This is a genomic window from Pseudomonas sp. KH_040, from assembly GCF_057839305.1.
Genome location: NZ_CM174487.1, coordinates 4,599,511 through 4,625,542, shown reverse-complemented (window position 1 = coordinate 4,625,542; position 26,032 = coordinate 4,599,511). Strand labels below are relative to the sequence as shown.

The 26,032-nt window shown below is 58.7% G+C and carries 21 protein-coding genes; 14 read left to right on the top strand and 7 right to left on the bottom strand.

Features of this window, described 5'->3' with window-relative positions:
* Positions 1-65 precede the first annotated feature (65 nt).
* Together AC3IUF_RS20505 and AC3IUF_RS20500 are read left to right on the top strand one after the other, a co-directional pair.
* Positions 66-554, top strand: a complete 489-nt coding sequence (locus AC3IUF_RS20505) for an SRPBCC family protein (RefSeq protein ID WP_007910417.1) — start codon at positions 66-68, stop codon at positions 552-554.
* A complete protein-coding gene (locus AC3IUF_RS20500) occupies positions 541-1,356 on the top strand; it encodes an aminoglycoside phosphotransferase family protein (RefSeq protein ID WP_489279160.1) in 816 nt (271 codons plus the stop codon). The genes AC3IUF_RS20505 and AC3IUF_RS20500 overlap by 14 nt, the downstream gene beginning before the upstream one ends.
* 346 nt (positions 1,357-1,702) lie before the next feature.
* On the opposite strand, the gene acnA is transcribed toward AC3IUF_RS20500, so the two are convergent.
* Positions 1,703-4,444, bottom strand: coding sequence for an aconitate hydratase AcnA (gene acnA / locus AC3IUF_RS20495; protein ID WP_123377059.1), 2,742 nt, complete (start codon positions 4,442-4,444; stop codon positions 1,703-1,705).
* A gap of 222 nt (positions 4,445-4,666) precedes the next feature.
* Between acnA and rlmM the strand changes: the two genes are divergently transcribed.
* Both rlmM and tusA read left to right on the top strand, forming a co-directional pair.
* Entirely contained in the window at positions 4,667-5,740 is a 1,074-nt protein-coding gene (gene rlmM, locus AC3IUF_RS20490; protein WP_007910422.1) for a 23S rRNA (cytidine(2498)-2'-O)-methyltransferase RlmM, read from the top strand.
* Positions 5,741-5,905: 165 nt separating this feature from the next.
* Positions 5,906-6,157 carry a sulfurtransferase TusA gene (gene tusA, locus AC3IUF_RS20485; protein ID WP_007910424.1) on the top strand — a complete coding sequence of 84 codons (252 nt, stop codon included), beginning with the start codon at positions 5,906-5,908 and terminating at the stop codon, positions 6,155-6,157.
* Between the two features lie 136 nt (positions 6,158-6,293).
* On the opposite strand, the gene AC3IUF_RS20480 is transcribed toward tusA, so the two are convergent.
* A complete protein-coding gene (locus tag AC3IUF_RS20480; RefSeq protein WP_095124316.1) occupies positions 6,294-7,703 on the bottom strand; it encodes an MATE family efflux transporter in 1,410 nt (469 codons plus the stop codon).
* 159 nt (positions 7,704-7,862) lie between these two features.
* On the opposite strand from AC3IUF_RS20480, the gene pdxB reads away from it, so the two are divergent.
* A complete protein-coding gene (pdxB, locus tag AC3IUF_RS20475; protein ID WP_489279157.1) occupies positions 7,863-9,005 on the top strand; it encodes a 4-phosphoerythronate dehydrogenase PdxB in 1,143 nt (380 codons plus the stop codon).
* Between the two features lie 113 nt (positions 9,006-9,118).
* On the opposite strand, the gene AC3IUF_RS20470 is transcribed toward pdxB, so the two are convergent.
* A complete protein-coding gene (locus AC3IUF_RS20470; RefSeq protein WP_007910433.1) occupies positions 9,119-9,298 on the bottom strand; it encodes a PA1571 family protein in 180 nt (59 codons plus the stop codon).
* 255 nt (positions 9,299-9,553) lie between these two features.
* Here AC3IUF_RS20470 and AC3IUF_RS20465 point away from each other — a divergent pair, with 255 nt between their 5' ends.
* Positions 9,554-11,359, top strand: coding sequence for an ABC transporter transmembrane domain-containing protein (locus tag AC3IUF_RS20465; RefSeq protein WP_007910435.1), 1,806 nt, complete (start codon positions 9,554-9,556; stop codon positions 11,357-11,359).
* 71 nt (positions 11,360-11,430) lie between these two features.
* Here AC3IUF_RS20465 and AC3IUF_RS20460 read toward each other — a convergent pair whose 3' ends face one another.
* Positions 11,431-13,359 (bottom strand): transglycosylase SLT domain-containing protein, encoded by a 1,929-nt coding sequence (locus tag AC3IUF_RS20460; protein ID WP_489279155.1) that lies wholly within the window; start codon positions 13,357-13,359, stop codon positions 11,431-11,433.
* 214 nt (positions 13,360-13,573) lie between these two features.
* Here AC3IUF_RS20460 and AC3IUF_RS20455 point away from each other — a divergent pair, with 214 nt between their 5' ends.
* Positions 13,574-15,496: an ATP-binding cassette domain-containing protein gene (locus AC3IUF_RS20455; RefSeq protein ID WP_489279153.1), complete on the top strand. Its 1,923-nt coding sequence runs from the start codon at positions 13,574-13,576 to the stop codon at positions 15,494-15,496.
* Between the two features lie 174 nt (positions 15,497-15,670).
* On the opposite strand, the gene AC3IUF_RS20450 is transcribed toward AC3IUF_RS20455, so the two are convergent.
* Complete coding sequence (locus tag AC3IUF_RS20450) at positions 15,671-16,108, bottom strand: universal stress protein (RefSeq protein WP_007910454.1); 438 nt, start codon at positions 16,106-16,108, stop codon at positions 15,671-15,673.
* Between the two features lie 103 nt (positions 16,109-16,211).
* Here AC3IUF_RS20450 and AC3IUF_RS20445 point away from each other — a divergent pair, with 103 nt between their 5' ends.
* From AC3IUF_RS20445 to AC3IUF_RS20415, 7 genes are all read left to right on the top strand, one after another.
* The gene (locus AC3IUF_RS20445; RefSeq protein WP_007910461.1) at positions 16,212-16,649 is read left to right on the top strand and encodes a hypothetical protein; all 438 of its coding nucleotides are present in this window, start codon (positions 16,212-16,214) and stop codon (positions 16,647-16,649) included.
* 528 nt (positions 16,650-17,177) lie between these two features.
* Positions 17,178-19,325: a fatty acid oxidation complex subunit alpha FadB gene (gene fadB / locus AC3IUF_RS20440; RefSeq protein WP_007910463.1), complete on the top strand. Its 2,148-nt coding sequence runs from the start codon at positions 17,178-17,180 to the stop codon at positions 19,323-19,325.
* 29 nt (positions 19,326-19,354) lie between these two features.
* Positions 19,355-20,530, top strand: a complete 1,176-nt coding sequence (gene fadA, locus AC3IUF_RS20435) for an acetyl-CoA C-acyltransferase FadA (protein WP_007910465.1) — start codon at positions 19,355-19,357, stop codon at positions 20,528-20,530.
* A 99-nt stretch (positions 20,531-20,629) separates the two neighbouring features.
* On the top strand, positions 20,630-20,866 hold the full coding sequence (locus AC3IUF_RS20430; RefSeq protein WP_007910467.1) for a DUF1653 domain-containing protein: 237 nt from the start codon (positions 20,630-20,632) through the stop codon (positions 20,864-20,866).
* A gap of 114 nt (positions 20,867-20,980) precedes the next feature.
* Positions 20,981-23,611 carry a type I DNA topoisomerase gene (gene topA / locus AC3IUF_RS20425; RefSeq protein WP_007949671.1) on the top strand — a complete coding sequence of 877 codons (2,631 nt, stop codon included), beginning with the start codon at positions 20,981-20,983 and terminating at the stop codon, positions 23,609-23,611.
* Positions 23,612-23,754: 143 nt separating this feature from the next.
* The gene (locus tag AC3IUF_RS20420; protein ID WP_007910470.1) at positions 23,755-24,279 is read left to right on the top strand and encodes a DUF6586 family protein; all 525 of its coding nucleotides are present in this window, start codon (positions 23,755-23,757) and stop codon (positions 24,277-24,279) included.
* Between the two features lie 106 nt (positions 24,280-24,385).
* Entirely contained in the window at positions 24,386-24,619 is a 234-nt protein-coding gene (locus AC3IUF_RS20415) for a hypothetical protein (RefSeq protein WP_007910471.1), read from the top strand.
* Between the two features lie 94 nt (positions 24,620-24,713).
* Here the strand turns inward: AC3IUF_RS20415 and sulA are convergent, their stop codons facing one another.
* The gene (sulA, locus tag AC3IUF_RS20410) at positions 24,714-25,187 is read right to left on the bottom strand and encodes an SOS-induced cell division inhibitor SulA (protein ID WP_007910472.1); all 474 of its coding nucleotides are present in this window, start codon (positions 25,185-25,187) and stop codon (positions 24,714-24,716) included.
* A gap of 10 nt (positions 25,188-25,197) precedes the next feature.
* Entirely contained in the window at positions 25,198-25,806 is a 609-nt protein-coding gene (gene lexA, locus AC3IUF_RS20405) for a transcriptional repressor LexA (RefSeq protein WP_003226590.1), read from the bottom strand.
* Positions 25,807-26,032: the final 226 nt, after the last annotated feature.

Below are 26,032 nucleotides of genomic sequence, written 5' to 3'. Positions count from 1 at the left end.
CCTGATACAACTTCACATTGGACATGTGGTCATACAGGCCTAGTGTTCAGAACAGGAGGTGACGTATGAAACCAGTACCCAATAGTTTCGAACGCAAAATCACGCTCAAGGCGCCGCGTTCGCATGTCTGGCGTGCATTGGTCGATGCCGAAGCGTTTGGCCAGTGGTTTGGGGTGGCGCTTGAGGGCAGACGGTTTATTGCCGGTGAATGGACGCAAGGGCAGGTCACGTATCCAGGTTATGAACATGTGTTGTGGAATGTGCTGATCGAGCGGGTCGAGCCGCAGCAGTTGTTTTCGTTTCGCTGGCATCCGTATGCGGTGAACCCGAAAATCGACTATTCCCAGGAGCCGACCACGCTGGTCAGGTTCGAGCTGGCAGACTTCGAGGGCGGAACGCTGCTGAAGGTCTCTGAATCGGGCTTCGCGCACATTCCCGACATTCGCCAGAAAGAGGCGTATTACATGGATAGCCGTGGCTGGGAAGAACAGTTGAGCCGACTCGAACAGTTTCTTGTCGAGAGCGCCAAGGCCCGCGAGCGTGACGGTGGCTGATATTTTCGAACCTTGGCTCGAGCGCTGGGCACTGGTGCCGGACGGTGCGCCGATCATCACACCCGGCAGCCGTTTGTTGCCGGTACGCCTGAACGACACGCCGGCGATGCTCAAGATTGCGCTGGATGTCGACGAGAAGTACGGCAATCGGTTGATGACCTGGTGGGGCGGTGATGGTGCTGCGCAAGTGTTGGCGCATCACGAAGATGGCTTGCTGATGGAGCGCGCCATGGGCAGCCGCTCGCTGATGCACATGGCGATGAACGGCGAAGACGTCGAGGCGAGCCGGATTCTGTGTTCGGCGCTGGCGCGATTGCATGCCCCGCGCGAAACGCCGCCTCCGCCGTTGGTGGAGTTGCGGCCATGGTTTGCTTCGCTGCGCGTTGCTGCTGACCAACATGACGGTCTCTACAGCCTGAGCCTGCAAACCGCCGAAACCCTGCTCGCCGATCCACAGGATGTGGTGGTGCTGCACGGCGATATGCACCACGACAATGTGCTGGATTTCCAATCGCGCGGCTGGCTGGCCATCGATCCGAAACGGGTCAGGGGCGAGCGCGGTTTTGATTACGCCAACCTGATTTGCAACCCGGACTTGCCGACAGCCACCGATCCCCAGCGCTTTCGCCGGCAACTGGATGTGATTGTCGAGGCTGCCGGGCTTGATCGACGCAGGCTGCTGCAATGGGTATTGGCGTTCGCCGGTTTGTCCGCTGCGTGGTTTCTGGAGGGTGACGCGCTGGAGCAGACCTCAGGGCAGCTGAAAGTCGCGCAGATCGCCGCTTCCATGCTTGATGCCTGACAAGGCTAGGGGTTTTCGGAAGGGTTGCTATGGCGAATGTCTTACACGCACTGGTAGCTTTTACGACTATTGCCGATTGGATCCAGTGGGTAATCTACACACATCAACTGAGACACAGGGAGTGTTTCAGGATCACGGATGATCGACCATTTGCAAGGATCGCTGCCGACAGGGAGTCGATAATGGTCTTGGGAAAAACCCGCTTCGGCGGGTTTTTTTTCGTCCACAGAAAAGTGCACCCCTTTGTAGGAGCTGCCGCAGGCTGCGATCTTTTGATCTGGTTTTAAAGATCAAGATCAAAAGATCGCAGCCTGCGGCAGCTCCTGCATCGGTTATGCGTGATTCATCATGAGGCGATCAGTTGGCGCAGGACGTAATGCAGAATTCCGCCTGACTTGAAGTACTCCACCTCATTCAACGTATCGATCCGGCACAGCACCTCGATCTTTTCCTGACGGCCATCCTCACGGGTGATCACCAGCGGCAAATTCATCCGCGGTGTCAGCTCGACGCCGGTCAGCCCTTGGATCTCAAAGGTTTCCTTGCCGGTGAGGTTGAGGCTCTTGCGATTCTGATCGAGCTTGAACTGCAGCGGCAATACGCCCATGCCCACCAGATTGGAACGGTGAATCCGCTCGAAGCTTTCGGCGATCACCGCTTTCACCCCCAACAGATTGGTGCCCTTGGCCGCCCAGTCGCGGCTGGAACCGGTGCCGTATTCTTGCCCGGCAATCACCACCAGCGGCGTGCCCGAAGCCTGATACTTCATCGCCGCGTCGTAGATCGCCAGTTTCTCGCCGGTCGGAATGTAGATCGTGTTGCCACCTTCTTCACCACCGAGCATTTCATTGCGGATACGGATATTGGCGAAGGTACCGCGCATCATCACTTCATGATTGCCGCGACGTGAGCCGTAAGAGTTGAAGTCCCGAGGCTCGACACCCTTTTCGCGCAGATAACGTCCGGCCGGGCTGTCAGCCTTGATGTTGCCGGCAGGGGAGATGTGGTCGGTGGTTACCGAATCGCCAAGCAGGGCCAACACCCGCGCACCTTTGACATCCTTGATTTCCGGCAGCGGACCGGAAATGTCGTCGAAGAACGGCGGATGCTGGATGTAGGTGGAGTCGTCCTGCCACACGTAAGTCGCGGCCTGCGGCACTTCGATGGCCTGCCATTGTTCATCACCGGCGAACACCTCGGCGTATTCCTTGTGAAACATTGCCGTGCTGACCTGATTCACCGCATCGGCGATCTCTTTGCTGGTCGGCCAGATATCCCGCAGATACACCGGATTGCCTTGCTGATCTTCGCCCAGCGGTTCGCTGCTGATGTCGCTGCGCACGCTGCCAGCCAAGGCGTAGGCGACCACCAAGGGCGGCGAGGCCAGCCAGTTGGTTTTCACCAACGGATGCACGCGGCCTTCGAAGTTGCGGTTGCCGGAGAGCACCGATGCCACAGTCAGGTCGGCTTTCTGGATGGCTTTCTCGATCGGTTCCGGCAGCGGCCCGGAGTTGCCGATGCAGGTGGTGCAACCATAGCCGACCAAGGAAAACCCGAGCTGATCGAGGTATTGCGTCAACCCCGCAGCCTTGTAGTAGTCGGTGACCACTTTCGAGCCCGGCGCCAGCGAACTCTTCACCCACGGTTTGCGGGTCAGGCCTTTCTCCACGGCTTTTTTCGCCAGCAGTCCGGCGGCCATCATCACGCTCGGGTTGGAGGTGTTGGTGCAGGAGGTGATCGCGGCAATGACCACGGCGCCGTTTTTCAGGCGATAGGTGTGGCCTTCGTACTCGTATTCGGTTTCGCCGACCAGATCGGCATTCCCTACCGCGACACCGCCACCGCCCTCACTTTCCAGGCGTCCTTCTTCTTTGCTGGTGGGTTTGAATTGCAGATCGATGAAGTCGCTGAAGGCTTGCGGCACATTCGGCAGCGAGACACGATCCTGCGGTCGTTTCGGCCCGGCCAGACTGGCTTCGACGCTGCCCATGTCCAGCGCCAGACTGTCGGTGAACACCGGTTCCTGACCGGGTAGGCGCCACAGACCCTGAGCCTTGGTGTAGGCCTCCACCAGCTTCACCACCTCAGGCGGCCGACCGGACAGGCGCAAGTATTCCAGCGTCACGTCATCAACCGGGAAGAAGCCGCACGTCGCGCCATATTCCGGGGCCATGTTGGCGATGGTCGCACGGTCGGCCAGGGGCAGATCAGCGAGGCCGTCACCGTAGAATTCGACGAATTTGCCCACTACGCCTTTCTTGCGCAGCATCTGTGTGACGGTCAGCACCAGGTCAGTTGCAGTGATGCCTTCCTTGAGTTTGCCGGTCAGTTTGAAACCGATCACCTCCGGAATCAGCATCGACACCGGTTGCCCGAGCATCGCCGCTTCGGCTTCGATCCCGCCGACGCCCCAGCCGAGTACGCCGAGACCGTTGATCATGGTGGTGTGCGAGTCGGTGCCGACCAGCGTGTCGGGGAAGGCGTAGGTGCGGCCGTCCTCATCCTTGGTCCACACGGTGCGGCCGAGGTATTCAAGGTTGACCTGGTGACAGATGCCGGTGCCCGGCGGCACCACGCTGAAGTTGTCGAAGGCGCTTTGGCCCCAACGCAGGAAGGCATAACGTTCGCCGTTACGTTGCATCTCGATGTCGACGTTCTGCTCGAACGCGCTGGCGGTGGCGAACTTGTCGACCATTACCGAGTGGTCGATCACCAGATCCACTGGCGACAACGGATTGATTCGCTGCGGATCGCCGCCGGCCTTGGCCATCGCTGCGCGCATGGCGGCGAGGTCGACCACGGCGGGTACGCCGGTAAAGTCTTGCATCAAGACGCGGGCAGGGCGGTACTGGATCTCCCGGTCGGAGCGACGCTCCTTGAGCCACGCGGCAATGGCCTTGAGGTCGGCACCGGTGACGGTTTTTTCATCTTCCCAGCGCAGCAGGTTTTCCAGCAGGACTTTCAGCGACATCGGCAGCTTGTCGAGGTCGCCCAGGCTTTTGGCGGCATCCGGCAAACTGAAATAGTGGTAGGTCTTGTCGTCGATTTGCAGGGTTTTGAGCGTTTTCAGGCTATCGAGGGACGGCATTACAATCACTCCTTTGAATCCGCACGGCTACGGATTGAGGGGACGGGCAGAGCTATCAACGTAGCCCTGTTTTCATTAGCTGGCTAATAACTGGACTCTATGGGCAAGTCCAAGGTTCCGACATCGGCTATCATGCGCCGGTTTTCGTGACAGGCTTTGCTTCAGCGCAAGGCCTGAGCATCGCGCAGGGGCCGAATCATCGCCCTCTGCCCAGGAGTAAGAATGAACACCCTATTCATGCATTGCCGGCCAGGCTTCGAAGGCGAAGTCTGTTCGGAGATTTCCGACCTCGCCGCCCAACTCAATGTGGCCGGCTACGCCAAGGCCAAAGCGGCCACCGCGTGCGCCGAGTTTGTCTGCACCGAAGAAGACGGCGCCGAGCGCCTGATGCGCGGCCAGCGTTTTGCCGAGTTGATCTTCCCGCGCCAATGGGCGCGCGGCGTCTTCATCGATCTGCCGGAAAACGATCGCATCAGTGTGATCCTTGCGCACATGGCGGATTTTCCGGTGTGCGGCAGCCTGTGGCTGGAGGTCGTCGACACCAATGACGGCAAAGAGCTGTCGAACTTTTGCAAGAAATTCGAAGGTCCGCTGCGCAAGGCTCTGATCGGTGCCGGCAAACTGGTGGAAGACGCGAATAAACCGCGACTGCTGCTGACCTTCAAGAGCGGTCGTGAAGTGTTTCTCGGCATGGCCGATGCCGGTAATTCGGCGATGTGGCCGATGGGTATTCCGCGCTTGAAGTTCCCGCGTGAGGCGCCCAGCCGTTCGACGTTGAAGCTGGAAGAGGCGTGGCACCATTTCATCCCGCGTGATCAGTGGGAAGATCGGCTGCACAGCGACATGACTGGCGTTGATCTCGGCGCTGCGCCGGGTGGCTGGACCTGGCAACTGGTCAATCGCGGCATGCTGGTGACCGCCATCGACAACGGCCCTATGGCGGAAAGCCTGATGGACACTGGTCTGGTGCAGCACCTGATGGCCGACGGTTTTACCTTCAAGCCCAAGCAACCGGTGGACTGGATGGTCTGCGACATCGTCGAGAAACCGGCGCGTAATGCCGCGATGCTTGAAGAGTGGATCGGCGAGGGGCATTGCCGCGAGGCGGTGGTTAATCTGAAGTTGCCGATGAAACAGCGTTACGCCGAAGTGAAGCGCTTGCTCGAACGCATTGCCGATGGTTTCAAGGCGCGCGGGATCAAGGTCGATATCGGCTGCAAGCAGCTGTATCACGACCGCGAAGAAGTGACCTGCCACTTGCGTCGTCACGACACCAAGAAAGTCAAATCCCGCTGATACACCGCAAAACCCCTGTAGGAGCTGCCGCAGGCTGCGATCTTTTGATCTTAAAAAGCAAAGATCGCAGCCTTCGGCAGCTCCTACACAGGGTGTGGCGTAACGCCACAGATGACCGAATACCTGGCAATGCGCGACAATGCCGGCCAGTTTCAGGAGTGAATCATGAGTGAAATGATCGATACCCCGGTCGACGGCACCCTTGACGCCACCGGCCTCAATTGCCCGGAGCCAGTGATGATGCTGCACCAGCACATCCGTGACCTGGTACCTGGCGGCCTGCTCAAGGTGATCGCCACCGACCCGTCGACCAAACGCGATATCCCCAAGTTCTGCGTGTTTCTCGACCATGAGTTGGTGAGCCAGCACGAAGAGGCCGGTACTTATCTGTACTGGATTCGCAAGAAACACGCCTGAATCCCAGGCGAACGCAAAACCAAATGTGGGAGCGAGCCTGCTCGCGAAGCGGTATCTCAGTCACTATTGATGGCGACTGATTCACCGCATTCGCCAGCAGGCTGGCTCCCACATTTTTTGTCCCGGTTTTAAGGGTTTAGCCCGCCGAGCGACTGATCCGAATACGCTTGCGTGCACTGCGTGTCAGGCGGATCGACAGCATCAACGCCGCGCAGCTCAGGCCAACGATCAGACCCTGCCACAAGCCGCTCGGGCCGCGTGGCTCGCCGAGCCAGTCGGTCAGGCCGAGGGCGTAACCCACGGGCAAACCAATCCCCCAATAGGCGAACAGGGTCAGGATCATCGTCACCCGCGTGTCCTGATAACCGCGCAGTGCGCCGGCAGCGGTCACCTGGATGGCGTCGGAAAACTGGAACAGCGCCGAGTACACAATCAACATCGCCGCAATGTGAATCACCGTCGGGTCAGCGGTGTAGATCGCCGCAATCGGCTCGCGCAGCAACAGCATCATGCTCGCCGACAGACAGGCGTAGGCCAGCGCGGTGCCCATACCGACGCCAGCGGCAAAGCGCGCCTCACGCGGTTCTTCGCGACCCAATGCCTGACCGACGCGCACGGTCACCGCCATGCCCAACGAGTAGGGAATCATGAACACCAGCGAACTGACGTTCAGCGCAATCTGGTGCCCGGCCACTACCGTGGCGCCGAGGCTGCCGATCAACAACGCGATCACGGCAAAAATACTCGACTCGGCAAACACGGCGATGCCGATCGGCAGACCAATTGCCAGCAACCGCTTGATCACTGTCCATTGCGGCCAGTCGAAACGGCTGAAGATTTCGCTCGAACGATAGGCCGGTGCCCAGCGCTCATAACCGGCCAGCCCCAGCGCCATCACCCACATCACAATCGCCGTGGCCCATCCGCAACCAACGCCGCCCATCGCCGGCACGCCGAAGTGGCCATAGATGAAGATGTAGTTCAGCGGAATGTTCAGCGCCAGACCGCACAGGCCCAGTACCATCGCCGGACGCGTACGGCCAATGCCGTCACTGGTGCAGCGCAACACGTGATAGAACGCCACTGCTGGCAGACCGCTGGCGATGCCGTGCAGGTATTGCATGCACGGGCCGATCAGTTCGGGATCGACCTTCATCAGGTGCAGCACCGGTTCGGCGGCCACCAGCATCGCCGTCGCAATCAGTCCGACCACCAGTGCCAGCCACAACGCCTGACGTACAAGCGGGCCGATTTCGCTGTGGGTACCGGCACCGAAGCGCTGGGCAACTTTCGGCGTGGTTGCCAGCAGGGTGCCGGTCATCAGCAGAAACACCGGCACCCAGATCGAGTTGCCCAGCGCAACGGCCGCCAGATCCTTTGGCCCGACGCGGCCAGCCATCACCGCATCGACGAAGCCCATGGCCGTGGTCGCCAGTTGCGCGATGATGATCGGCAACGCCAGGGCGAGCAGGTTCTTGAACTCCAGGCGAATCCGCGCCGGGCGGGTCAGGGAAACAGCGACAGGTTGATCAGTTACAGAATTCACGGGCAAAACGTCCACAGGTGTTGATGCGCAAGGCGCCGCATTCTACGCCGCTGACGCCTTGGTCAGGAAAAATCCTCTGTTGCGGATTTGTAAGCGCAAAGCTCGCTGGCTCAGCGACCGATCTGCACCTAAACTGCCGATCCGCCAAAGGAGCCCGCCATGCTGATTGTTGCCGACGAAAATATCCCGCTGCTCGATGCCTTTTTTGCCGGTTTCGGCGAGATCCGCCGGGTGCCGGGCCGTTCCATCGACCGAGCGACGGTCGAGCAGGCTGACGTATTGCTTGTGCGCTCGGTGACCAAAGTCAACCGTGCTTTGCTTGAGGGTAGCAAGGTGCGCTTTGTCGGCACCTGCACCATCGGCACTGATCATCTGGATCTCGACTACTTCAATGAGGCCGGCATCACATGGTCGAGTGCGCCTGGCTGCAATGCCCGCGGCGTGGTTGATTACGTGCTGGGCAGTCTGATGACACTCGCCGAAATCGAAGGCGTCGATCTGACTCAGCGCACCTACGGGGTCGTCGGCGCGGGTGAGGTCGGTGGACGGCTGATCAAGGTCCTGAAGGGCCTGGGCTGGAACGTCAAAGTCTGCGACCCGCCACGGCAGGCTGCCGAAGGCGGCGATTACGTCAACCTCGAGCAGATCATCGAGCAGTGCGATGTGATCAGTTTGCACACGCCGCTGACGCGCAGCGGCGACGGCGCGACCTGGCATCTGTTTGATCAGCAACGTTTGCAGCAACTCAAGCCCGGCGCATGGCTGATCAACGCGGCCCGTGGTCCTGTGGTGGATAACCTTGCTCTGCGCGAAGTGTTGCTGGAGCGTGAAGACCTGCAAGCCGTTCTCGATGTCTGGGAAGCAGAACCTGAAGTGGATGTTGCGCTGGCCGAACTCTGCGTCTTGGCCACCCCGCACATTGCCGGTTATAGCCTTGATGGCAAACAGCGCGGAACGGCGCAGATCTATCAGGCTTACTGCACATTCCTCGGTCAAGCGGCGAGCATTCAACTCAGTGATCTGTTGCCGGCACCGTGGTTGTCGGAAGTTTCCCTGCACGGTGACAGCGATCCGGCCTGGGCACTGGCGATGTTGTGCCGTGGGGTGTACGACCCGCGCCGCGATGACGCGGATTTTCGCCGCAGCCTCGTAGGCAATGTCGGCGAGCAGCGTGCGGCGTTCGACGTGTTGCGCAAGCAATATCCGGTGCGGCGCGAGATTGAAGGACTGAAGGTGCGCATTGAAGGGGATTCACCGGCGTTGGCGAAGATCGTGTCGGCGCTGGGTGCGGTAGCTGTCTAGAAAGCGAGATGGGCGATTCGCGAGCTTGCTCGCGAATGCCGCGCCACAAATACCTGATCTGCAGACAGAAAAAACCCGGCCAAAGGGGCCGGGTCAGGAAGACGGTGGCTATATCACTCTTGTTCGGCAGGCTTGATCAATCGCTTCTCCAGCTCGCTGCACGCTTGCTGGATCATTTCTTCAGTGATCGGTACTTCACGCCCATCCTTATCCAGTATCGAGCAACCCAGAGATTGGCCGGGCTTGGTGCGGATCACTTGAATCTTGTCATCGCTGCTGTGTTGCAAGGACATGGCCTGTCTCCTCATCAGGTTGTGTACCCAGATTAAAACCGCCACGTGACCAGGCTGTGACAGCGCCTTCGATCCGTCATGAGCGGCCATTCCAGTCCAACAGAAATGACCGTTCGTCTCAACCGCGACGTTAGACCGATAGCAACTATGGCCTAGTCTTTGGGGGCATATTTAACCTGACTCATTGTGATTTACAGAGTTCCACCCCAAAGAAGGTTTACGCTAGCCCTTTCATCAACACGGATGCGTACCTGAATGACCCCGAAGCTTTCTTCAAGGCACCGGCGCGCCCTGCGTCTGACCACTCGATTTCTGGCACCTTACCGCTGGCAAGTCATCGGCGCGCTGCTGGCGTTGATCGTCACCGCCGCCGTTACGTTATCGATGGGGCAGGGGATCAAACTGTTGGTCGACCGCGGCTTCATGACTCAGTCGCCGCATCAGCTCAATCAGAGCATCGGCATCTTCATGTTAATGGTGCTGGGCCTGGCGGTCGGCACGTTCGCACGGTTTTACTGGGTATCGTGGATCGGCGAGCGCTGCGTCGCCGACATTCGCCGTGAGGTGTTCAACCATCTGGTCTATCTGCATCCGGGCTTCTATGAGAACAATCGCAGTTCGGAGATTCAGTCGCGGCTAACTGCCGACACGACACTCCTGCAATCGGTGATCGGCTCGTCGCTGTCGATGTTCCTGCGCAACCTGCTGATGGTCATTGGTGGTGTCATCCTGCTGTTCGTGACCAATGCGAAACTCACCAGCATTGTGGTGATTGCGCTGCCGTTCGTGGTCGCGCCGATCCTGATTTTCGGCCGACGCGTACGCAATCTGTCGCGATTGAGCCAGGACCGCGTCGCCGATATCGGCAGCTATGTGTCGGAAACCCTCGGCCAGATCAAAACCGTGCAGGCCTACAACCATCAGGTGCAGGATGAGCGGCGTTTTGCGACAACGGTCGAGGACGCCTTCGACACGGCACGCAAACGTATCTTCCAGCGCTCATGGATGATCACCATGGTGATCGTGCTGGTTTTGGGCGCGGTGGCAGTGATGTTATGGGTCGGCGGCATGGACGTGATCGCAGGACGTATCACTGGAGGCGAACTGGCGGCGTTTGTTTTCTACAGCCTGATCGTCGGCAGTGCGATCGGCACCTTGAGTGAGGTGATCGGCGAGCTGCAACGTGCGGCAGGTGCCGCCGAGCGGATCGCTGAATTGCTGGGTTCGGAAAATATCATCCAGCCGCCAACCGCCGGGCTTGTGACCCTGCCGGAGCGCGTGCGGGGTGAACTGCAATTACAGGAAGTACGTTTTTCCTATCCGTCGCGTCCTGAAAGCTATGCCGTCAACGGCTTGAACCTGACCATTCGGGCCGGCGAGACGCTGGCGCTGGTGGGGCCATCGGGCGCCGGCAAGTCCACGGTGTACGATTTGCTATTGCGCTTTTATGACCCCGTGGAAGGGCGGATTCTTATCGATGGTGTGCCGCTGACCAGCCTCGACCCGCTGGACCTGCGCCGTCACTTCGCTTTGGTATCACAATCGCCGGCGCTGTTTTTCGGCAGCGTTGAAGAAAATATTCGTTACGGCAATCCGCGGGCGACGCTGGAGCAAGTCAAGGAAGCGGCAAAAATTGCCCACGCTCATGACTTCATCGAAAAAATGCCCAACGGTTATCAGACCCATCTCGGCGATGGCGGTCTCGGTCTTTCCGGTGGGCAGCGTCAGCGTCTGGCGATCGCCCGGGCGTTGCTGGTCGACGCACCGATCCTGCTGCTGGACGAAGCCACCAGCGCCCTCGACGCGCAGAGTGAGCATCTGATTCAGGAAGCTTTGCCGAGCCTGATGCAGAACCGCACCACGCTGGTGATCGCGCATCGACTGGCCACGGTGAAAAACGCTGACCGGATTGCGGTGATGGATCAGGGCAAGCTGGTGGCCATTGGTACTCATCAGGAGCTGATTGCCAGCAATCCGCTGTATGCACGGTTGGCGGCGTTGCAGTTCAATGATGGCAAGAGCGCTTCAACGAATCCTGTCACCGATCCTGCCATTCACTAAGGCCGTGCCCATAAAAAATGCCCGTATCGCGAGATACGGGCATTTTTCGTTATCCGGCACTAAGCGCTGGATCACTGATCATCAAAATACCGCTCATGCCAATCCACCAGCGGCTGTGGCGAGTTGAGCTTCTGGCCGTAGATCACCGAATAAGACAGCACGTTCTGCACGTACTGACGGGTTTCATCGAACGGGATGCTTTCCACCCACACGTCAAAGCTCAGGTGATCGGCGCCGCGCAGCCATTGGCGTACGCGACCCGGTCCGGCGTTGTAGGCGGCGGAAGCGAGGACGCGGTTGCCGTTGAACTGGCTGTGCACCTGGCTCAGGTAAGCGGCGCCGAGCTGGATGTTCTTGTCCGGGTCCAGCACTTGCTGCGGCGAGGCCAGCGGAATGCTGAATTTGCGCGCGGTTTCCTTGGCGGTGCCGGGCATCAATTGCATCAGGCCACTGGCGCCGACGCCGGAACGGGCGTCGTCCATGAAGGCACTCTCCTGGCGGGTAATGGCAAACACCCAGCTCGAATGCAGGCCACGTACCTTGGCTTCACGCACAAGCGTTTCGCGGTGAGCCATCGGGAAGCGAATATCCAGATCGTCCCAGTACTGCGCCTGACTGATGGTGCGGATCGCCGGGAAGTACCATTTCAGGTCGTAAGCCAGTTTCGCCTGGGCAACCATTTCATCGCGATTGAAGTGACGGCTGACGTGGTACCACTCGCGGCGCCCATCGACGATCTGTCCGCGAGCATGGAATTCCAGCGCGCGACGCACGCCCGGCGTGTTACGCACCTTGTTGATCAGCGCCTGACTGAGGACCAATGGCTTGTTGTTCAGCGAGTAGGGCGATTGCGAACGGTCGGCGGCGAGGAAACCGTAGAAATCCCGTTCGCGCGCAAGGTTTTTGTACAGGGTCTGCGCTTCCGGGTTCTGCGGCTGGGCCAGTTCCAGGCTGCGCGCCTGCCAGTAGCGCCAGCGGTTGGTGGTGGCCAGGTCCTGCGGCAGACGGCGAGTCAACTGATACGCATCGTCCCAGCGCGCCAAACGCAACAGCAAGCGCAGGCGCCATTCTGAAACGGTGTTGTCGCGCAGCTCCGGGTCGTATTTGGTCATCACGTCCAGCGCGCGGCTGTCGAAACGCCTCGCCAGAGTCAGGCCGATTTCCCGGGCGATCGCGACTTTTTCATCGCGGGAGAAATGCATGCTGCTGGCGTAGCCGTCGAGCAGCGCCATGGCCTTGTCCGGATCCTGACGCGCGAGGCGGCGCAGGCCGAGGCTGACCACATCGGACATCGGCTCGTCGGCCGGGGTGAAGCGTGAAGGCTGATTGAGCAGTTCCGGCTTTTGCGCCACATCCACCAGTAAATGGCCGCGCGGGGCGAGGGTGGTCAGGCCGTTGACCAGGCTGTTGGCCAGGGGATAGTTACGCGTCTGAGCGGCGAGTTTGGTGCGCTCCCAGCGTTTCTGCTCAGTGAGTTGACCATCGGCGGCCCAAATCCCGAACAGCGCGTCACACGCGGCGGGTTGCGATTTGCCCGTCAGCCACAGCTTGTCGGCGTTGGCATAGCCTTCGGCTTTCTTGTCGTGAGTGATCTGGTACTGCGCGTTGAGGCAGTCCAGTTCAGTGAAGTTGAGTTTCGGGTCGTAGTATTTGACGAAGGTTGCCCAGTCGCCACGGTCGGCGAGCCAGCGCAACCAGCGCAGTTTCATCCAGTTGGCCTGGGGCAGGTCACCGTGTTCGGCGAGGAATTTCTCGATTTCCGCATTGCTCGCGGACTTCAGGCGCGCGGTCAGTTCGTCGTAAGCCAGATACGGTTCCAGCGGATAATCGGCGAGCGCCTGGCTGTAGCGGAAATACGGGCCGGTATCACCCTTGGCCAAGGCGCGCTTGGCTTCATCGTAATACTGGCGTTGGGTGGACAGGTCCACCGCCTGGGCGGATTGAGCGGCAGCGGCGGTAAGTAGCAAACAGGACAAAACACTGAAAAGGCGACTGCGCATGAGACATCCGGGCAGAGAAATCATGACAAGTGCCGACACGAATCAGCACTGAATTGTCTGTAGCTTAGCCTTTTGCCAGCAAGCGGCGAAAGCTTTGCGGGCCTCGCAGCACAAGTTCGCAACAAATGTTGTGCAGAGTGCTTCGACAGACAAATTGCCGGCCTGTTGAAGCCCTAACTCAGGTAGAATGCGCGCCCGGTTTTTGGAGAAGCTCATGACCCTGCTCAAATTCAGCGATGTGTCCCTTGCGTTCGGCGCTATGCCGTTGTTGGACAAGGTGTCCTGGCAGATCGCCCGTGGTGAGCGGGTGTGCATCATCGGCCGCAACGGCACTGGCAAGTCCAGCATGATGAAACTGGTCAAGGGCGACCAGAAGCCCGATGAAGGCTCAGTGTGGCGTGCCCCCGGTCTGAAAATCGGCGAATTGCCGCAAGAATTGCCGGTGGCCGACGATCGGACGGTGTTCGACGTGGTCGCTGAAGGCCTTGATGGCGTGGGCGCGTTGCTCGCCGAATACCATCACCTCGCGCAGAACTGCGTTACTGAAGATGACCTGAACAAGCTGATGCACGTTCAGCAAGACCTCGAAGCCCGTGATGGTTGGCGCTTGCAGACTCTGGTCGAGAGTACTTTGAGCCGCCTGCAACTGCCGGCGGACAAGACCCTCGCCCAGTTGTCCGGCGGCTGGCGTCGTCGCGTGCTGCTGGCACAGGCGCTGGTGTCCGAGCCGGATCTGCTGCTGCTCGACGAACCGACCAACCACCTGGACATCGGTGCAATTGCCTGGCTCGAAGAAGCGCTGAAAGATTTCCAGGGCGCCGTGCTGTTCATCACGCACGACCGTTCCTTCCTGCAAAACCTTGCTACACGCATCCTCGAACTGGATCGCGGTGGCCTGATCGACTGGAACGGCGACTACGCCAGCTTCCTCGTGCACAAAGAAGCCGCACTGGCCGCTGAAGAAACCGCCAACGCGCTGTTCGACAAGAAACTGGCCCAGGAAGAAGTCTGGATCCGCCAGGGTATCAAGGCGCGCCGCACCCGTAACGAAGGCCGCGTCCGCGCCCTGAAAGCGTTGCGCGTCGAGCGTAGCGAGCGTCGTGAGCGCACCGGCAAGGCCAACATTCAGTTGGACACGGCCGACAAGTCCGGCAAGCAGGTGATGGTTCTCGAGAACGTGAGTTTCGCTCACCCGGGCGGCCCGTTCCTGATCAAGGATTTCTCGATGGTGCTGACGCGCGGCGACCGTATCGGTCTGCTCGGCGCCAACGGTACCGGCAAGACCACCCTGCTGAAACTGATGCTCAGCGGTCTGCAACCGACCAGCGGCAAAGTGGAAGAGGGCACGCGGATCGACGTGGCGTACTTCGATCAACTGCGTCATCAACTGGATCTGGAAAAGACCGTGATCGACAACGTCGCCGAAGGTCGCGACTTTATCGATATCGATGGCCAGAGCCGTCACGTGTTGAGCTACCTCGGCGACTTCCTGTTCAGCCCGCAGCGTGCCCGCACGCCGGTCAAGGCGCTGTCGGGCGGTGAGCGTGCGCGTCTGTTGCTGGCCAAGTTGTTCAGCAAGCCGGCGAACCTGCTGGTCCTCGACGAACCGACCAACGACCTCGACGTGGAAACCCTCGAGCTGCTCGAAGAAGTGCTGCTGACTTTCAACGGCACCGTGCTGATGGTCAGCCACGACCGGGCATTCCTCGACAACGTGGTCACCAGCACGCTGGTCTTCGAAGGTGAAGGCAAGGTGCGTGAGTACGTCGGCGGCTATCAGGACTGGATCCGTCAGGGTGGTTCGCCGCGCCTGTTGGGCGTGACTGAAAGCAAGTCGGGCAAGGCTGACTTGAATTCGGCGGTGGTCACTGCCGAGCCTGCTGTAGTTGCAGCACCTGTCGCTGCTGCCCCGGCTGCCAAGAAAAAGCTGAGCTACAAGCTGCAACGCGAGCTGGAAGCGTTGCCCGGTGATATCGACGCCAAGGAACAGCAGATTGCTGCCGTGGAAGCCGAAATGGCTGAAGCTGGCTTCTATCAGCGCCCTGCGGCTGAAACAGCCAAGGTGATTGCTTCGCTGGAGCAGTTGCAGGCTGAGCTGGATGCGTTGATGGAACGTTGGGCCGAGCTGGATGCCTGATTGTTCCTGATGTGAAAAAGCCCGGCGCTCAGTAATGAGCGCCGGGCTTTTCATATGTAAACGCAGTTCCCTTGTAGGAGTGAGCCTGCTCGCGATAGAGGTTTAGCATTCAACGAACTCGTCGAGTGTCAGAACGTTATCGCGAGCAGGCTCACTCCTGCATGGAATGGTATTTCAGCGTTTGACCAAGTGTACCGCCAATACATCGCATGGCGCGCCGTGCAGCACGTCATTCGCGGTCGAGCCGAGCAACAGCGCCAGACCGTGACGGCCATGACTGCCGACCACGATCAGATCGCATGCTTGTTCCTTGGCGAAATGATGGATTTCCTGGCGTGGCTGGCCATAAGTCAGGTGACAATTGGCGCCTTCGAGCTCGGAGTACTTGAGTTTCAGGCGCTCGAGGCGTTCCTTGGCCTGATCGAACTGCTGTTGTTGCAGTTGTGACAGATCCATCGGCACGTCGCCGCCGAACGCCATGGCCATCGGCTCGACAATATGCACCAGCGACAGCTTGGCGCCATTGCTCACCGATAGCTCTCGGGCGCGGTGAATCACAGGGTCGCACTCTTCGGTCAGATCTACGGCGACCAGGATGTGGTGGTAGGGCATGAGGTGCTCCTCGTGAGATTTCAATATTGTTAAGTATGGCTGGTTTCAAGCGCATTGGTTCCAAAGTGACACAATGCGCTCACCAAGAATTGGGAATAGAGATATGACGGTCTGGTTGGTGGTGTCAATCCTGCTAGTGGTTTTAAGTCCGCTGGCGTGGCTGCGCCCATCGCGCGCGCAAAGCGGTCGCATCGCCCTGCGCATGGAGGCGCGACGCATCGGTCTGGCCATGCAGCTGGCCCCTCAGGAATGGCCGCACTGGCTGGCGCAAGAGCCGCCGAACCCGTGTGCGCAATATCATCGACCGCGCCGTAGCAAGCAGCCCGTCTGCTGGACTTACTGGCAGAAATCGCCGGGTGTATGGGTCAATCAATGGCAGGAAGTCTGCGAGGATCGTGCGCTGCTCAATCATTTCGAAAAGTTGCCGGGCAACGTTTTCAAAGTCGAGGCAGACAAGCAGATGATCGCTCTCTATTGGGGCGAGAAGGGTGAAGCGACGGTTTTGCAGGATATCGACGCCACTCTGAAAGCACTGGCGTGACGCGCGGACTTTTCGCACTGCAATGGTGTGAAACGTCCGGCAGACGCGCAATAAAAAGCCCGACATGATTCATCGGGCGGGGTTGGCCAGGCAGGCCGGAAACGTTTTTTGATGCTGATGGGGCTTGGAGCGCTCAGCGCATTTCTCTGTAGTCCTCCCAGCGTAGCCCTTTAAACAAGGGCCGCCGCGAATTAGGGCGACTTTTCTAACTATTGATTCTATGAATGGCTTCACATGCAGACGCGTGTTGCGGGTCTTCGTCTGACGGAAATGACCGCAAAGTCGCATTTCAACCCGTATTTTGGGCGATTGACAATTGTTGGAAATTCCGTGAAGGTGACGTACCCAAATCAAACGGGCGTATGAATTGAGCGTTTGTCTTACAGACTGCTCCTACAGAATCCCGACTATCGCGTTGGCGGGTGTGCCGGGTGGATTGGCGTTAGCATCGACGAAAAAGCGTCCTGCCGAGCCATTCGCCTGCGTCCGACGTGTACTGTTCAGCTTCCATATCGTGGAGATCAGTTGATGATTTACGAAGGTAAAGCCATCACGGTTAAAGCTCTTGAAAGTGGCATCGTCGAATTGAAATTCGACCTCAAGGGTGAGTCCGTCAACAAGTTCAACCGTCTAACCCTGAACGAACTGCGTCAGGCCGTAGACACCATCAAGGCAGATGCTTCGATCAAGGGCGTGATCGTCAGCAGTGGCAAGGACGTGTTCATCGTCGGCGCCGACATCACCGAATTTGTCGACAACTTCAAGCTGCCGGATGCCGAGCTGGTTGCTGGCAATCTCGAAGCCAACAAGATCTTCAGCGATTTCGAAGACCTCAATGTCCCAACCGTAGTGGCCATTAATGGCATCGCACTGGGCGGCGGTCTGGAAATGTGCCTGGCGGCTGACTATCGCGTCATGTCGACCAAGGCCAAGATCGGTCTGCCGGAAGTCAAACTGGGCATCTACCCAGGCTTCGGCGGCACCGTGCGTCTGCCGCGCCTGATCGGTGTCGACAACGCCATCGAATGGATTGCCTCCGGTAAGGAAAACCGCCCTGAAGACGCCCTGAAAGTCAGCGCCGTCGACGCCGTGGTTGCTCCGGAGAAGCTGCAGGAAGCCGCTCTTGAACTGATCAAACGCGCCATCTCCGGCGAGTTCGACTTCAAGGCCAAGCGTCAGCCGAAACTTGAAAAACTCAAGCTGAACGCCATTGAACAAATGATGGCTTTCGAAACCGCCAAAGGTTTCGTTGCCGGTCAAGCTGGTCCGAACTACCCGGCACCGGTTGAAGCGATCAAGACCATCCAGAAAGCCGCGAACTTCGGTCGTGACAAGGCGCTGGAAGTCGAAGCTGCCGGTTTCGTCAAGCTGGCCAAGACCTCTGCCGCGCAGAGCTTGATCGGTCTGTTCCTGAACGATCAGGAGCTGAAGAAAAAGGCCAAGGCCTATGACGAAATCGCCAAAGACGTGAAGCAGGCCGCTGTACTCGGCGCCGGCATCATGGGTGGCGGTATCGCCTATCAGTCGGCTTCCAAAGGGACGCCGATCCTGATGAAGGACATCAACGAGCACGGTATCGAGCAGGGGCTGGCCGAAGCCGCCAAACTGCTGGTTGGCCGCGTTGATAAAGGTCGCATGACCGCTGCGAAAATGGCTGAAGTGCTCAACGCCATTCGTCCGACCCTGTCCTACGGCGACTTCGGTCACGTCGATCTGGTTGTCGAAGCTGTGGTCGAGAACCCGAAGGTCAAGCAAGCCGTGTTGGCTGAAGTGGAAGGTCAGGTCAAAGAGGACACCATCCTCGCGTCCAACACCTCGACAATTTCTATCAGTTTGCTGGCCAAGGCCCTCAAGCGTCCGGAAAACTTCGTCGGCATGCACTTCTTCAACCCGGTGCACATGATGCCGCTGGTGGAAGTGATCCGTGGCGAGAAGTCCAGCGAGCTGGCTGTTGCCACTACCGTTGCCTACGCCAAGAAAATGGGCAAGAACCCGATCGTCGTCAACGACTGCCCGGGCTTCCTGGTCAACCGCGTACTGTTCCCGTACTTCGGCGGTTTCGCCAAGCTGGTCAGCGCCGGTGTGGACTTCGTCCGTATCGACAAGGTCATGGAAAAATTCGGCTGGCCGATGGGCCCGGCATACCTGATGGACGTGGTCGGCATCGACACCGGTCACCACGGTCGTGACGTGATGGCTGAAGGCTTCCCGGATCGCATGAAGGATGACCGTCGTTCGGCCATCGACGTGCTGTACGAAGCCAAGCGCCTGGGCCAGAAGAACGGCAAGGGCTTCTACGCCTACGAGGCCGACAAGAAAGGCAAGCAGAAGAAAGTTGCCGATCCGTCGGTGCTGGAAGTGCTCAAGCCGATCGTTTACGAGCAGCGCGAAGTCACTGACGAAGACATCATCAACTGGATGATGATCCCGCTGTGTCTGGAAACCGTGCGTTGCCTGGAAGACGGCATCGTTGAAACCGCCGCCGAAGCCGACATGGGTCTGGTTTACGGTATCGGTTTCCCTCCATTCCGTGGCGGTGCGCTGCGCTACATCGATTCGATCGGTGTTGCCGAGTTCGTTGCCCTGGCTGACCAGTACGCTGATTTGGGCGCGCTGTACCACCCGACCGCGAAGCTGCGTGAAATGGCCAAAACCGGCCAGAGCTTCTTCGGTTAAGCGCCCCCAACTAGAGTGAGAGTGAACTTATGAGCTTGAATCCTAGAGACGTCGTGATTGTCGACTTCGGTCGTACTCCGATGGGCCGCTCCAAGGGCGGCATGCACCGCAACACCCGCGCTGAAGACATGTCGGCGCACCTGATCAGCAAACTGCTGGAACGCAACGCCAAGGTTGATCCTGCTGAAGTCGAGGACGTGATCTGGGGCTGCGTCAACCAGACCCTGGAGCAGGGCTGGAACATCGCGCGCATGGCGTCGCTGATGACCCAGATCCCGCACACCTCGGCCGGCCAGACCGTCAGCCGTCTGTGTGGCTCGTCGATGAGCGCACTGCACACCGCTGCGCAAGCGATCATGACCGGTAACGGTGACGTGTTCGTGGTTGGCGGCGTCGAGCATATGGGCCACGTGAGCATGATGCACGGTGTCGATCCGAACCCGCACATGTCGCTGTACGCGGCGAAAGCCTCGGGCATGATGGGCCTGACCGCGGAAATGCTCGGCAAAATGCACGGCATCACTCGCGAACAGCAAGACGCTTTCGGCGTGCGTTCCCACCAGTTGGCCCACAAGGCAACCGTGGAAGGCAAGTTCAAAGACGAAATCATTCCGATGCAAGGCTACGACGAGAACGGTTTCCTGAAACTGTTCGACTATGACGAAACCATTCGTCCGGAAACCACCCTGGAAAGTCTGGCGGCTCTCAAGCCAGCCTTCAATCCAAAGGGCGGCACCGTGACTGCCGGTACTTCGTCGCAGATCACTGATGGTGCTTCGTGCATGATCGTGATGTCGGCGCAGCGTGCACAGGACCTGGGTATCCAGCCAATGGCGGTTATCCGTTCGATGGCAGTGGCGGGTGTGGATCCGGCGATCATGGGCTATGGTCCAGTTCCGGCGACACAAAAAGCCCTGAAGCGTGCGGGCCTTGGGATCAACGATATCGACTTCTTCGAGCTCAACGAAGCGTTCGCCGCACAGGCCCTGCCAGTGCTGAAAGATCTGAAAGTGCTCGACAAGATGAACGAGAAGGTTAACCTGCACGGCGGCGCGATCGCCCTGGGTCACCCGTTCGGTTGCTCCGGTGCCCGTATTTCCGGCACCTTGCTGAACGTGATGAAGCAGAATAGCGGCACCTTCGGGGTGGCCACTATGTGCATTGGTCTCGGCCAAGGCATCTCCACCGTCTTCGAACGCGTTTAAGCGTCTCGTCGATGGAAGCCGGGGCCAAGTGCCCCGGTTTTTGTTTTTGTGGATTTATTTTGTTTTTATTTTTGAAAAAATTTGAGTGAGGGCCAAACCATGCCGATACAACCTGGGCTCTACCAACATTACAAAGGTCCGCAGTACCGCGTATTCAGTGTTGCGCGGCACTCCGAGACCGAAGAAGAAGTGGTCTTTTACCAAGCCCTGTATGGCGATTACGGCTTTTGGGTGCGCCCTCTGAGCATGTTTCTCGAGTCGGTCGAGGTTGACGGCGAGCAGGTGCCACGCTTTGCTTTGGTGCAAGCCGAACCGAGCCTTTTTTCCAAGGCATGAGGCGAGTGTGCACAGAACCCTGTGCTTGACCTCACCTTGTATCAACTATATATAGCGGTGCCGCGTCAGGCGCCAACCGCCTTTCACTTCTAGAATTCAGGAATTTTCTGATCCATGGGCAAATCGCTGGTCATTGTGGAATCCCCGGCTAAGGCCAAGACCATCAACAAGTATCTGGGTAACCAATACGTGGTGAAGTCGAGTATCGGCCATATCCGAGACCTGCCCACCAGCGGTTCGGCTAGCGCCAGCAAAGAGCCAGCCGCCAAGCGCGGCAAGGCTGCTGCGGGCGAAGGTCCGGTGCTCTCGCCGAAAGAGAAAGCGCGCAAGCAGCTGGTCTCGCGTATGGGTGTCGATCCCGATCATGGCTGGAAAGCCAAGTACGAGATCCTCCCGGGTAAAGAGAAGGTCATCGAAGAGCTGCGCCGGCTCGCCAAAGATGCTGACACCATCTATCTCGCAACCGACTTGGATCGCGAGGGGGAAGCCATTGCCTGGCACCTGCGCGAAGCCATCGGTGGTGACGACAGCCGCTACAAGCGTGTGGTGTTCAACGAAATCACCAAGAAGGCGATTCAGGAAGCCTTCTCGGAACCGGGCGAGCTGGACATCGATCGTGTCAACGCTCAGCAGGCCCGTCGTTTCCTCGACCGCGTTGTGGGTTACATGGTCTCGCCGCTGCTGTGGGCGAAGATCGCCCGTGGCCTGTCTGCCGGTCGCGTGCAATCGGTTGCCGTGAAGCTGGTGGTCGAGCGTGAGCGTGAAATCCGTGCATTCAACCCGGAAGAGTACTGGGAAGTGCATGCCGATCTCGGCACCACCAAAGGCTCGACCGTGCGTTTCGAAGTGGCTCGCGAGAAAGGCGAGGCCTTCAAGCCGCTCAACGAAGCCCAGGCCATGGCCGCGCTGGAGAAGCTCAAGTCTTCCAGCTACAGCATCGTCAAGCGCGAAGACAAGCCGACCAGCAGCAAGCCTTCGGCGCCATTCATCACCTCGACACTGCAACAGGCTGCGAGTAACCGCCTGGGCTTCGGCGTGAAGAAAACCATGATGATGGCCCAGCGTCTCTACGAAGCCGGCTACATCACTTACATGCGTACCGACTCGACCAACCTCTCGGCTGATGCCGTGACGATGGCGCGTACTTACATCGAAGACGAGTTCGGCAAGAAGTACCTGCCGGAAACGCCAAACGTCTACAGCAGCAAGGAAGGCGCACAAGAGGCTCACGAAGCGATTCGTCCGTCCGACGCCAACACCATTCCGAGCAAGCTTGCAGGCATGGAGCGTGACGCTGAGCGTCTCTACGAGTTGATCTGGCGCCAGTTCCTCGCTTGCCAGATGCTGCCGGCGCAATATCTGTCGACCACCGTCAGCGTGGGTGCTGGCGATTTCGAGCTGCGTGCCAAGGGTCGTATCCTCAAGTTCGACGGTTACACCCGCGTTATGCCGCAAATTGCCAAGCCGGGTGATGACGACGTTCTGCCCGATATGGCGCAGGGCGACGTGATGAAGCTGATCAAGCTCGATCCGTCCCAGCACTTCACCAAGCCGCCGGCGCGTTACTCGGAAGCGAGCCTGGTTAAAGAAATGGAAAAACGTGGCATCGGTCGTCCTTCGACTTACGCTGCGATCATTTCGACCATTCAGGATCGCGGCTACGTGACCCTGCACAACCGTCGTTTCTATTCGGAAAAGATGGGCGACATCGTCACCGAGCGTTTGTCGGAAAGCTTCTCCAACCTCATGGACTACGGCTTCACTGCCGGCATGGAAGAGAACCTCGATGACGTGGCACAGGGTGAGCGCGACTGGAAAAGTGTGCTGGACGAGTTCTACGGCGACTTCAAAAAGAAGCTCGAAGTAGCCGAAAACCCGGACAGCGGCATGCGTGCCAACCAGCCGGTCATGACCGACATTCCGTGCACCACTTGCGGCCGTCCGATGCAGATTCGTACTGCGTCGACCGGCGTGTTCCTTGGTTGCTCAGGCTACAGCCTGCCGCCGAAAGAACGCTGCAAGGCCACCGTCAACCTGGTGCCGGGCGACGAAATCGCTGCGGACGACGAAGGTGAGTCGGAATCGCTGGTGCTGCGTGGCAAGCATCGTTGCCCGATCTGCAGCACGGCGATGGACGCTTACCTGCTGGACGAGAAGCGCAAGCTGCACATCTGCGGTAACAACCCGGATTGTGCTGGCTACGAAATCGAAGAGGGCAGCTATCGCATCAAGGGCTACGAAGGTCCGAGCCTGGAATGCGACAAGTGTGGCAGCGAGATGCAGCTCAAGACTGGCCGTTTCGGCAAGTTCTTCGGTTGCACCAACCCTGAGTGCAAGAACACCCGCAAACTGCTGAAAAGCGGTGATGCAGCGCCGCCGAAGATGGATCCGGTGAAGATGCCTGAGCTGAAATGCGAAAAGGTCAACGACACCTACATCCTCCGTGACGGTGCCTCTGGTCTGTTCCTGGCCGCCAGCCAGTTCCCGAAAAACCGTGAAACCCGCGCTCCGCTGGTGATCGAGATTGTGCCGCACAAGGACGAAATCGATCCGAAGTACCACTTCCTCTGCGACGCGCCGAAGAAGGATCCTGATGGTCTGCCAGCGGTCATCCGCTACAGCCGCAAGACCAAGGAGCAATACGTGCAGACTGAAGTCGACGGCAAGCCTACTGGTTGGAAAGCTTACTACGACGGTGGCAAGTGGACGGTTGAAGACAAGCGTACGAAGGCCAAAGCTGAATAAGCATTAGCCTGATACTGAAAGGCCGCATGAGAACCCTTGGGTTTTCATGCGGCCTTTTTGTTTTGTGCTTGCGGTGGGATCGGCTGATCCATGACACTGTCCGGCCTGTGTGAAGCAATTATTTCGTTGTGGGGAGCGCCGTCATGGCTCACGAACTCTATACCCGTACCAATCAGAAGATCTATTTCGCTGGCCTGTCGCTCGAAGCCTTGGCTCGCGCTGAGGAGGGGCGGGCGATGAATTCACTGGCGTTGATTCAGGCCGGACGTGAATCGGCGCTGTTTCACCTGTACGGCGCCTTGCTGGGTCTTTGCCACGAGATCGCGGGTTTCTATCGTCTGCCGCAGGCCAATGCGCCACGGGCTGAGATGCTGCTGACGCGTGAAGTGCTGGAGTCGATTGCGATTCCTGAACTCGCCGAAATGGTTGAGTTGGCGGGCAACTCTGAAACCTGGCTGGCAAAACTGCTGGCTGCGCATTCGGCGCTGTTCCAGCCGCCACGGGTGCCACACAAACCGAAAGGGGATGTGACTCAACCGTTGATTCAGGCGATTAATCTGGATGAAGAGGAAGCGCCGGAAGAGTTGAGTCGAGAGGAGCTGGAGAGCTGGCGGCAGAACTTGAAAGGTCTGGCGATACGTTTTCGCGAAGGCTTGAACGAGTGCTGAGGGCGATTGACACGGTGGCAATCTGAAACATGCTGCTGGTCAAGATCCCGAGCGAAGCCTGAATGATGTCTATATAATGCCTGCCTTTCGTGGAGAACAGACCTTTATGCCAACGTCCTTTCTAGAAATTGTCGAGTTACCAGACGGCCGAATCGAACTGCGCAGGGCTGAGGACGAGGGTTCTTTGGTGACGCTGGATTTCTCCGACGATGCCAAGGCGTTCCTGCAAGGTCAGCATGTGGAAATCGCTAAAGCGATGTTGAGCGTCGGCGTGCAAATGGCCGGTCGTATGGTCGAAGGCGAGTTTGATAAGGAAGAGGGGCCGCGGGTTCTTCATTGATCCCCGCCTTTCTACTGTTTGACGTTACCGCTTCAGATCGGCTTCTCTGTCCCTGGAGAAGCCCTGCGCTTCACACAGCGCGTGCTGCCAGCAATCAACCCAAGCGGATGTTTAGACTCTGAGCGTCGCCCGTGCGTGCAGCGCTGATCAGTTGTTGCCGCGAGTGGGTGTTTAGCGGGTTGAGCCAAGTGACCACGGTATGACTGCGACCCAGCTTCAGAGCTTCGCACGCCAGTTGTTGAGCGCTCTGAGCGCCCCTTGGTTGCAGTAGCAGAATGCGTTCGCGATTCAGCCCGGCATCTCGCAGCCATGTCTGGGTCAGGCTGGCAGGTGGTGCGATCAGCGTCAGCCAGCGCGCGTCCTGATCTTCACTGAGTTCGCGCAGGATCGGGGCGAGCAGGTTCAGGCAGTTCCCGGCAGCACCGCGCAGTGACAGCTCACTGAATACTTCGGGTTCGGCATTCCAAGGGCGTTCGACCACGTCTTTCAGGATCGGCGCCATCGGTTGCGCCAGAAACGCTTCGAATAAAGGCAGTTGTGTTTGCTGAGGGGTGTGTGGGAACTGCATAAAGCCTCCTTTAGCGGCGAATGACGCCGACACTCAAGCCTTCGATCACCAGTTCCTGATCTTTCAGGTCGACTTCGATCGGGGCGAACTCAGGGTTTTCGGCAATCAGCCAGACCTTGCTGCCTTCACGCTTGAAGCGTTTGACCGTCACTTCATCGCCGATGCGGGCGACGACGACCTGGCCATTGCGCGCTTCGCGGGTGGTGTGCACGGCGAGCAGGTCACCGTCGAAAATGCCGATGTCCTTCATGCTCATGCCGTGTACACGCAACAGATAATCAGCGCGTGGATGAAAGAAGGCCGGATTGATGTTGCAGGATTCTTCGATGTGCTGCTGGGCGAGGATTGGCGCGCCGGCAGCGACCCGGCCAATGATCGGCAGAGTGGAGTCGTCGGCCTTGGCTTCGAAGCCGGGAATGCGAATACCGCGAGAAGCGCCAGGGGTCATCTCGATGGCACCTTTGCGGGCCAGTGCCTTGAGATGTTCTTCAGCCGCGTTCGGCGATTTGAAACCCAGTTCCTGAGCGATTTCCGCGCGGGTTGGCGGGTAGCCGTTGTCTTCGAGGCAGCGTTTGATAAAGGCCAGAATCTCGGCTTGGCGTGGCGTCAGCTTTAGCATATTGATCGCTCTGTCTTTTTATACAGTGGCTGGGATTATATACAGTGAATCGCCCTTGGCAATGCCCGTTTTTTCCTGCGCCGCCGGACGGTCGGCTTTCGTGCTTATTAATGCACTGGGCTTGTGTGGTTAAATAGCTGACCGACCATTCCCAAAACGAACAGGCGGGCTTGACAAGGCACAGGCTGAAACGTATGTTTCAAACAAGTGTTTGTCAGGCGGAGTA

Coding starts and splice junctions, on each gene's coding strand:
- AC3IUF_RS20420 (WP_007910470.1), top strand. CDS start 23,755: ATGGCTCACGAACTCTATACCCGTACCAATCAGAAGATCTATTTCGCT.
- AC3IUF_RS20450 (WP_007910454.1), bottom strand. CDS start 16,108: ATGCCCTACCACCACATCCTGGTCGCCGTAGATCTGACCGAAGAGTGC.
- lexA (WP_003226590.1), bottom strand. CDS start 25,806: ATGCTAAAGCTGACGCCACGCCAAGCCGAGATTCTGGCCTTTATCAAA.
- AC3IUF_RS20470 (WP_007910433.1), bottom strand. CDS start 9,298: ATGTCCTTGCAACACAGCAGCGATGACAAGATTCAAGTGATCCGCACC.
- acnA (WP_123377059.1), bottom strand. CDS start 4,444: ATGCCGTCCCTCGATAGCCTGAAAACGCTCAAAACCCTGCAAATCGAC.
- AC3IUF_RS20465 (WP_007910435.1), top strand. CDS start 9,554: ATGACCCCGAAGCTTTCTTCAAGGCACCGGCGCGCCCTGCGTCTGACC.
- pdxB (WP_489279157.1), top strand. CDS start 7,863: ATGCTGATTGTTGCCGACGAAAATATCCCGCTGCTCGATGCCTTTTTT.
- tusA (WP_007910424.1), top strand. CDS start 5,906: ATGAGTGAAATGATCGATACCCCGGTCGACGGCACCCTTGACGCCACC.
- AC3IUF_RS20445 (WP_007910461.1), top strand. CDS start 16,212: ATGACGGTCTGGTTGGTGGTGTCAATCCTGCTAGTGGTTTTAAGTCCG.
- topA (WP_007949671.1), top strand. CDS start 20,981: ATGGGCAAATCGCTGGTCATTGTGGAATCCCCGGCTAAGGCCAAGACC.
- AC3IUF_RS20430 (WP_007910467.1), top strand. CDS start 20,630: ATGCCGATACAACCTGGGCTCTACCAACATTACAAAGGTCCGCAGTAC.
- fadA (WP_007910465.1), top strand. CDS start 19,355: ATGAGCTTGAATCCTAGAGACGTCGTGATTGTCGACTTCGGTCGTACT.
- AC3IUF_RS20415 (WP_007910471.1), top strand. CDS start 24,386: ATGCCAACGTCCTTTCTAGAAATTGTCGAGTTACCAGACGGCCGAATC.
- fadB (WP_007910463.1), top strand. CDS start 17,178: ATGATTTACGAAGGTAAAGCCATCACGGTTAAAGCTCTTGAAAGTGGC.
- rlmM (WP_007910422.1), top strand. CDS start 4,667: ATGAACACCCTATTCATGCATTGCCGGCCAGGCTTCGAAGGCGAAGTC.
- sulA (WP_007910472.1), bottom strand. CDS start 25,187: ATGCAGTTCCCACACACCCCTCAGCAAACACAACTGCCTTTATTCGAA.
- AC3IUF_RS20460 (WP_489279155.1), bottom strand. CDS start 13,359: ATGCGCAGTCGCCTTTTCAGTGTTTTGTCCTGTTTGCTACTTACCGCC.
- AC3IUF_RS20455 (WP_489279153.1), top strand. CDS start 13,574: ATGACCCTGCTCAAATTCAGCGATGTGTCCCTTGCGTTCGGCGCTATG.
- AC3IUF_RS20505 (WP_007910417.1), top strand. CDS start 66: ATGAAACCAGTACCCAATAGTTTCGAACGCAAAATCACGCTCAAGGCG.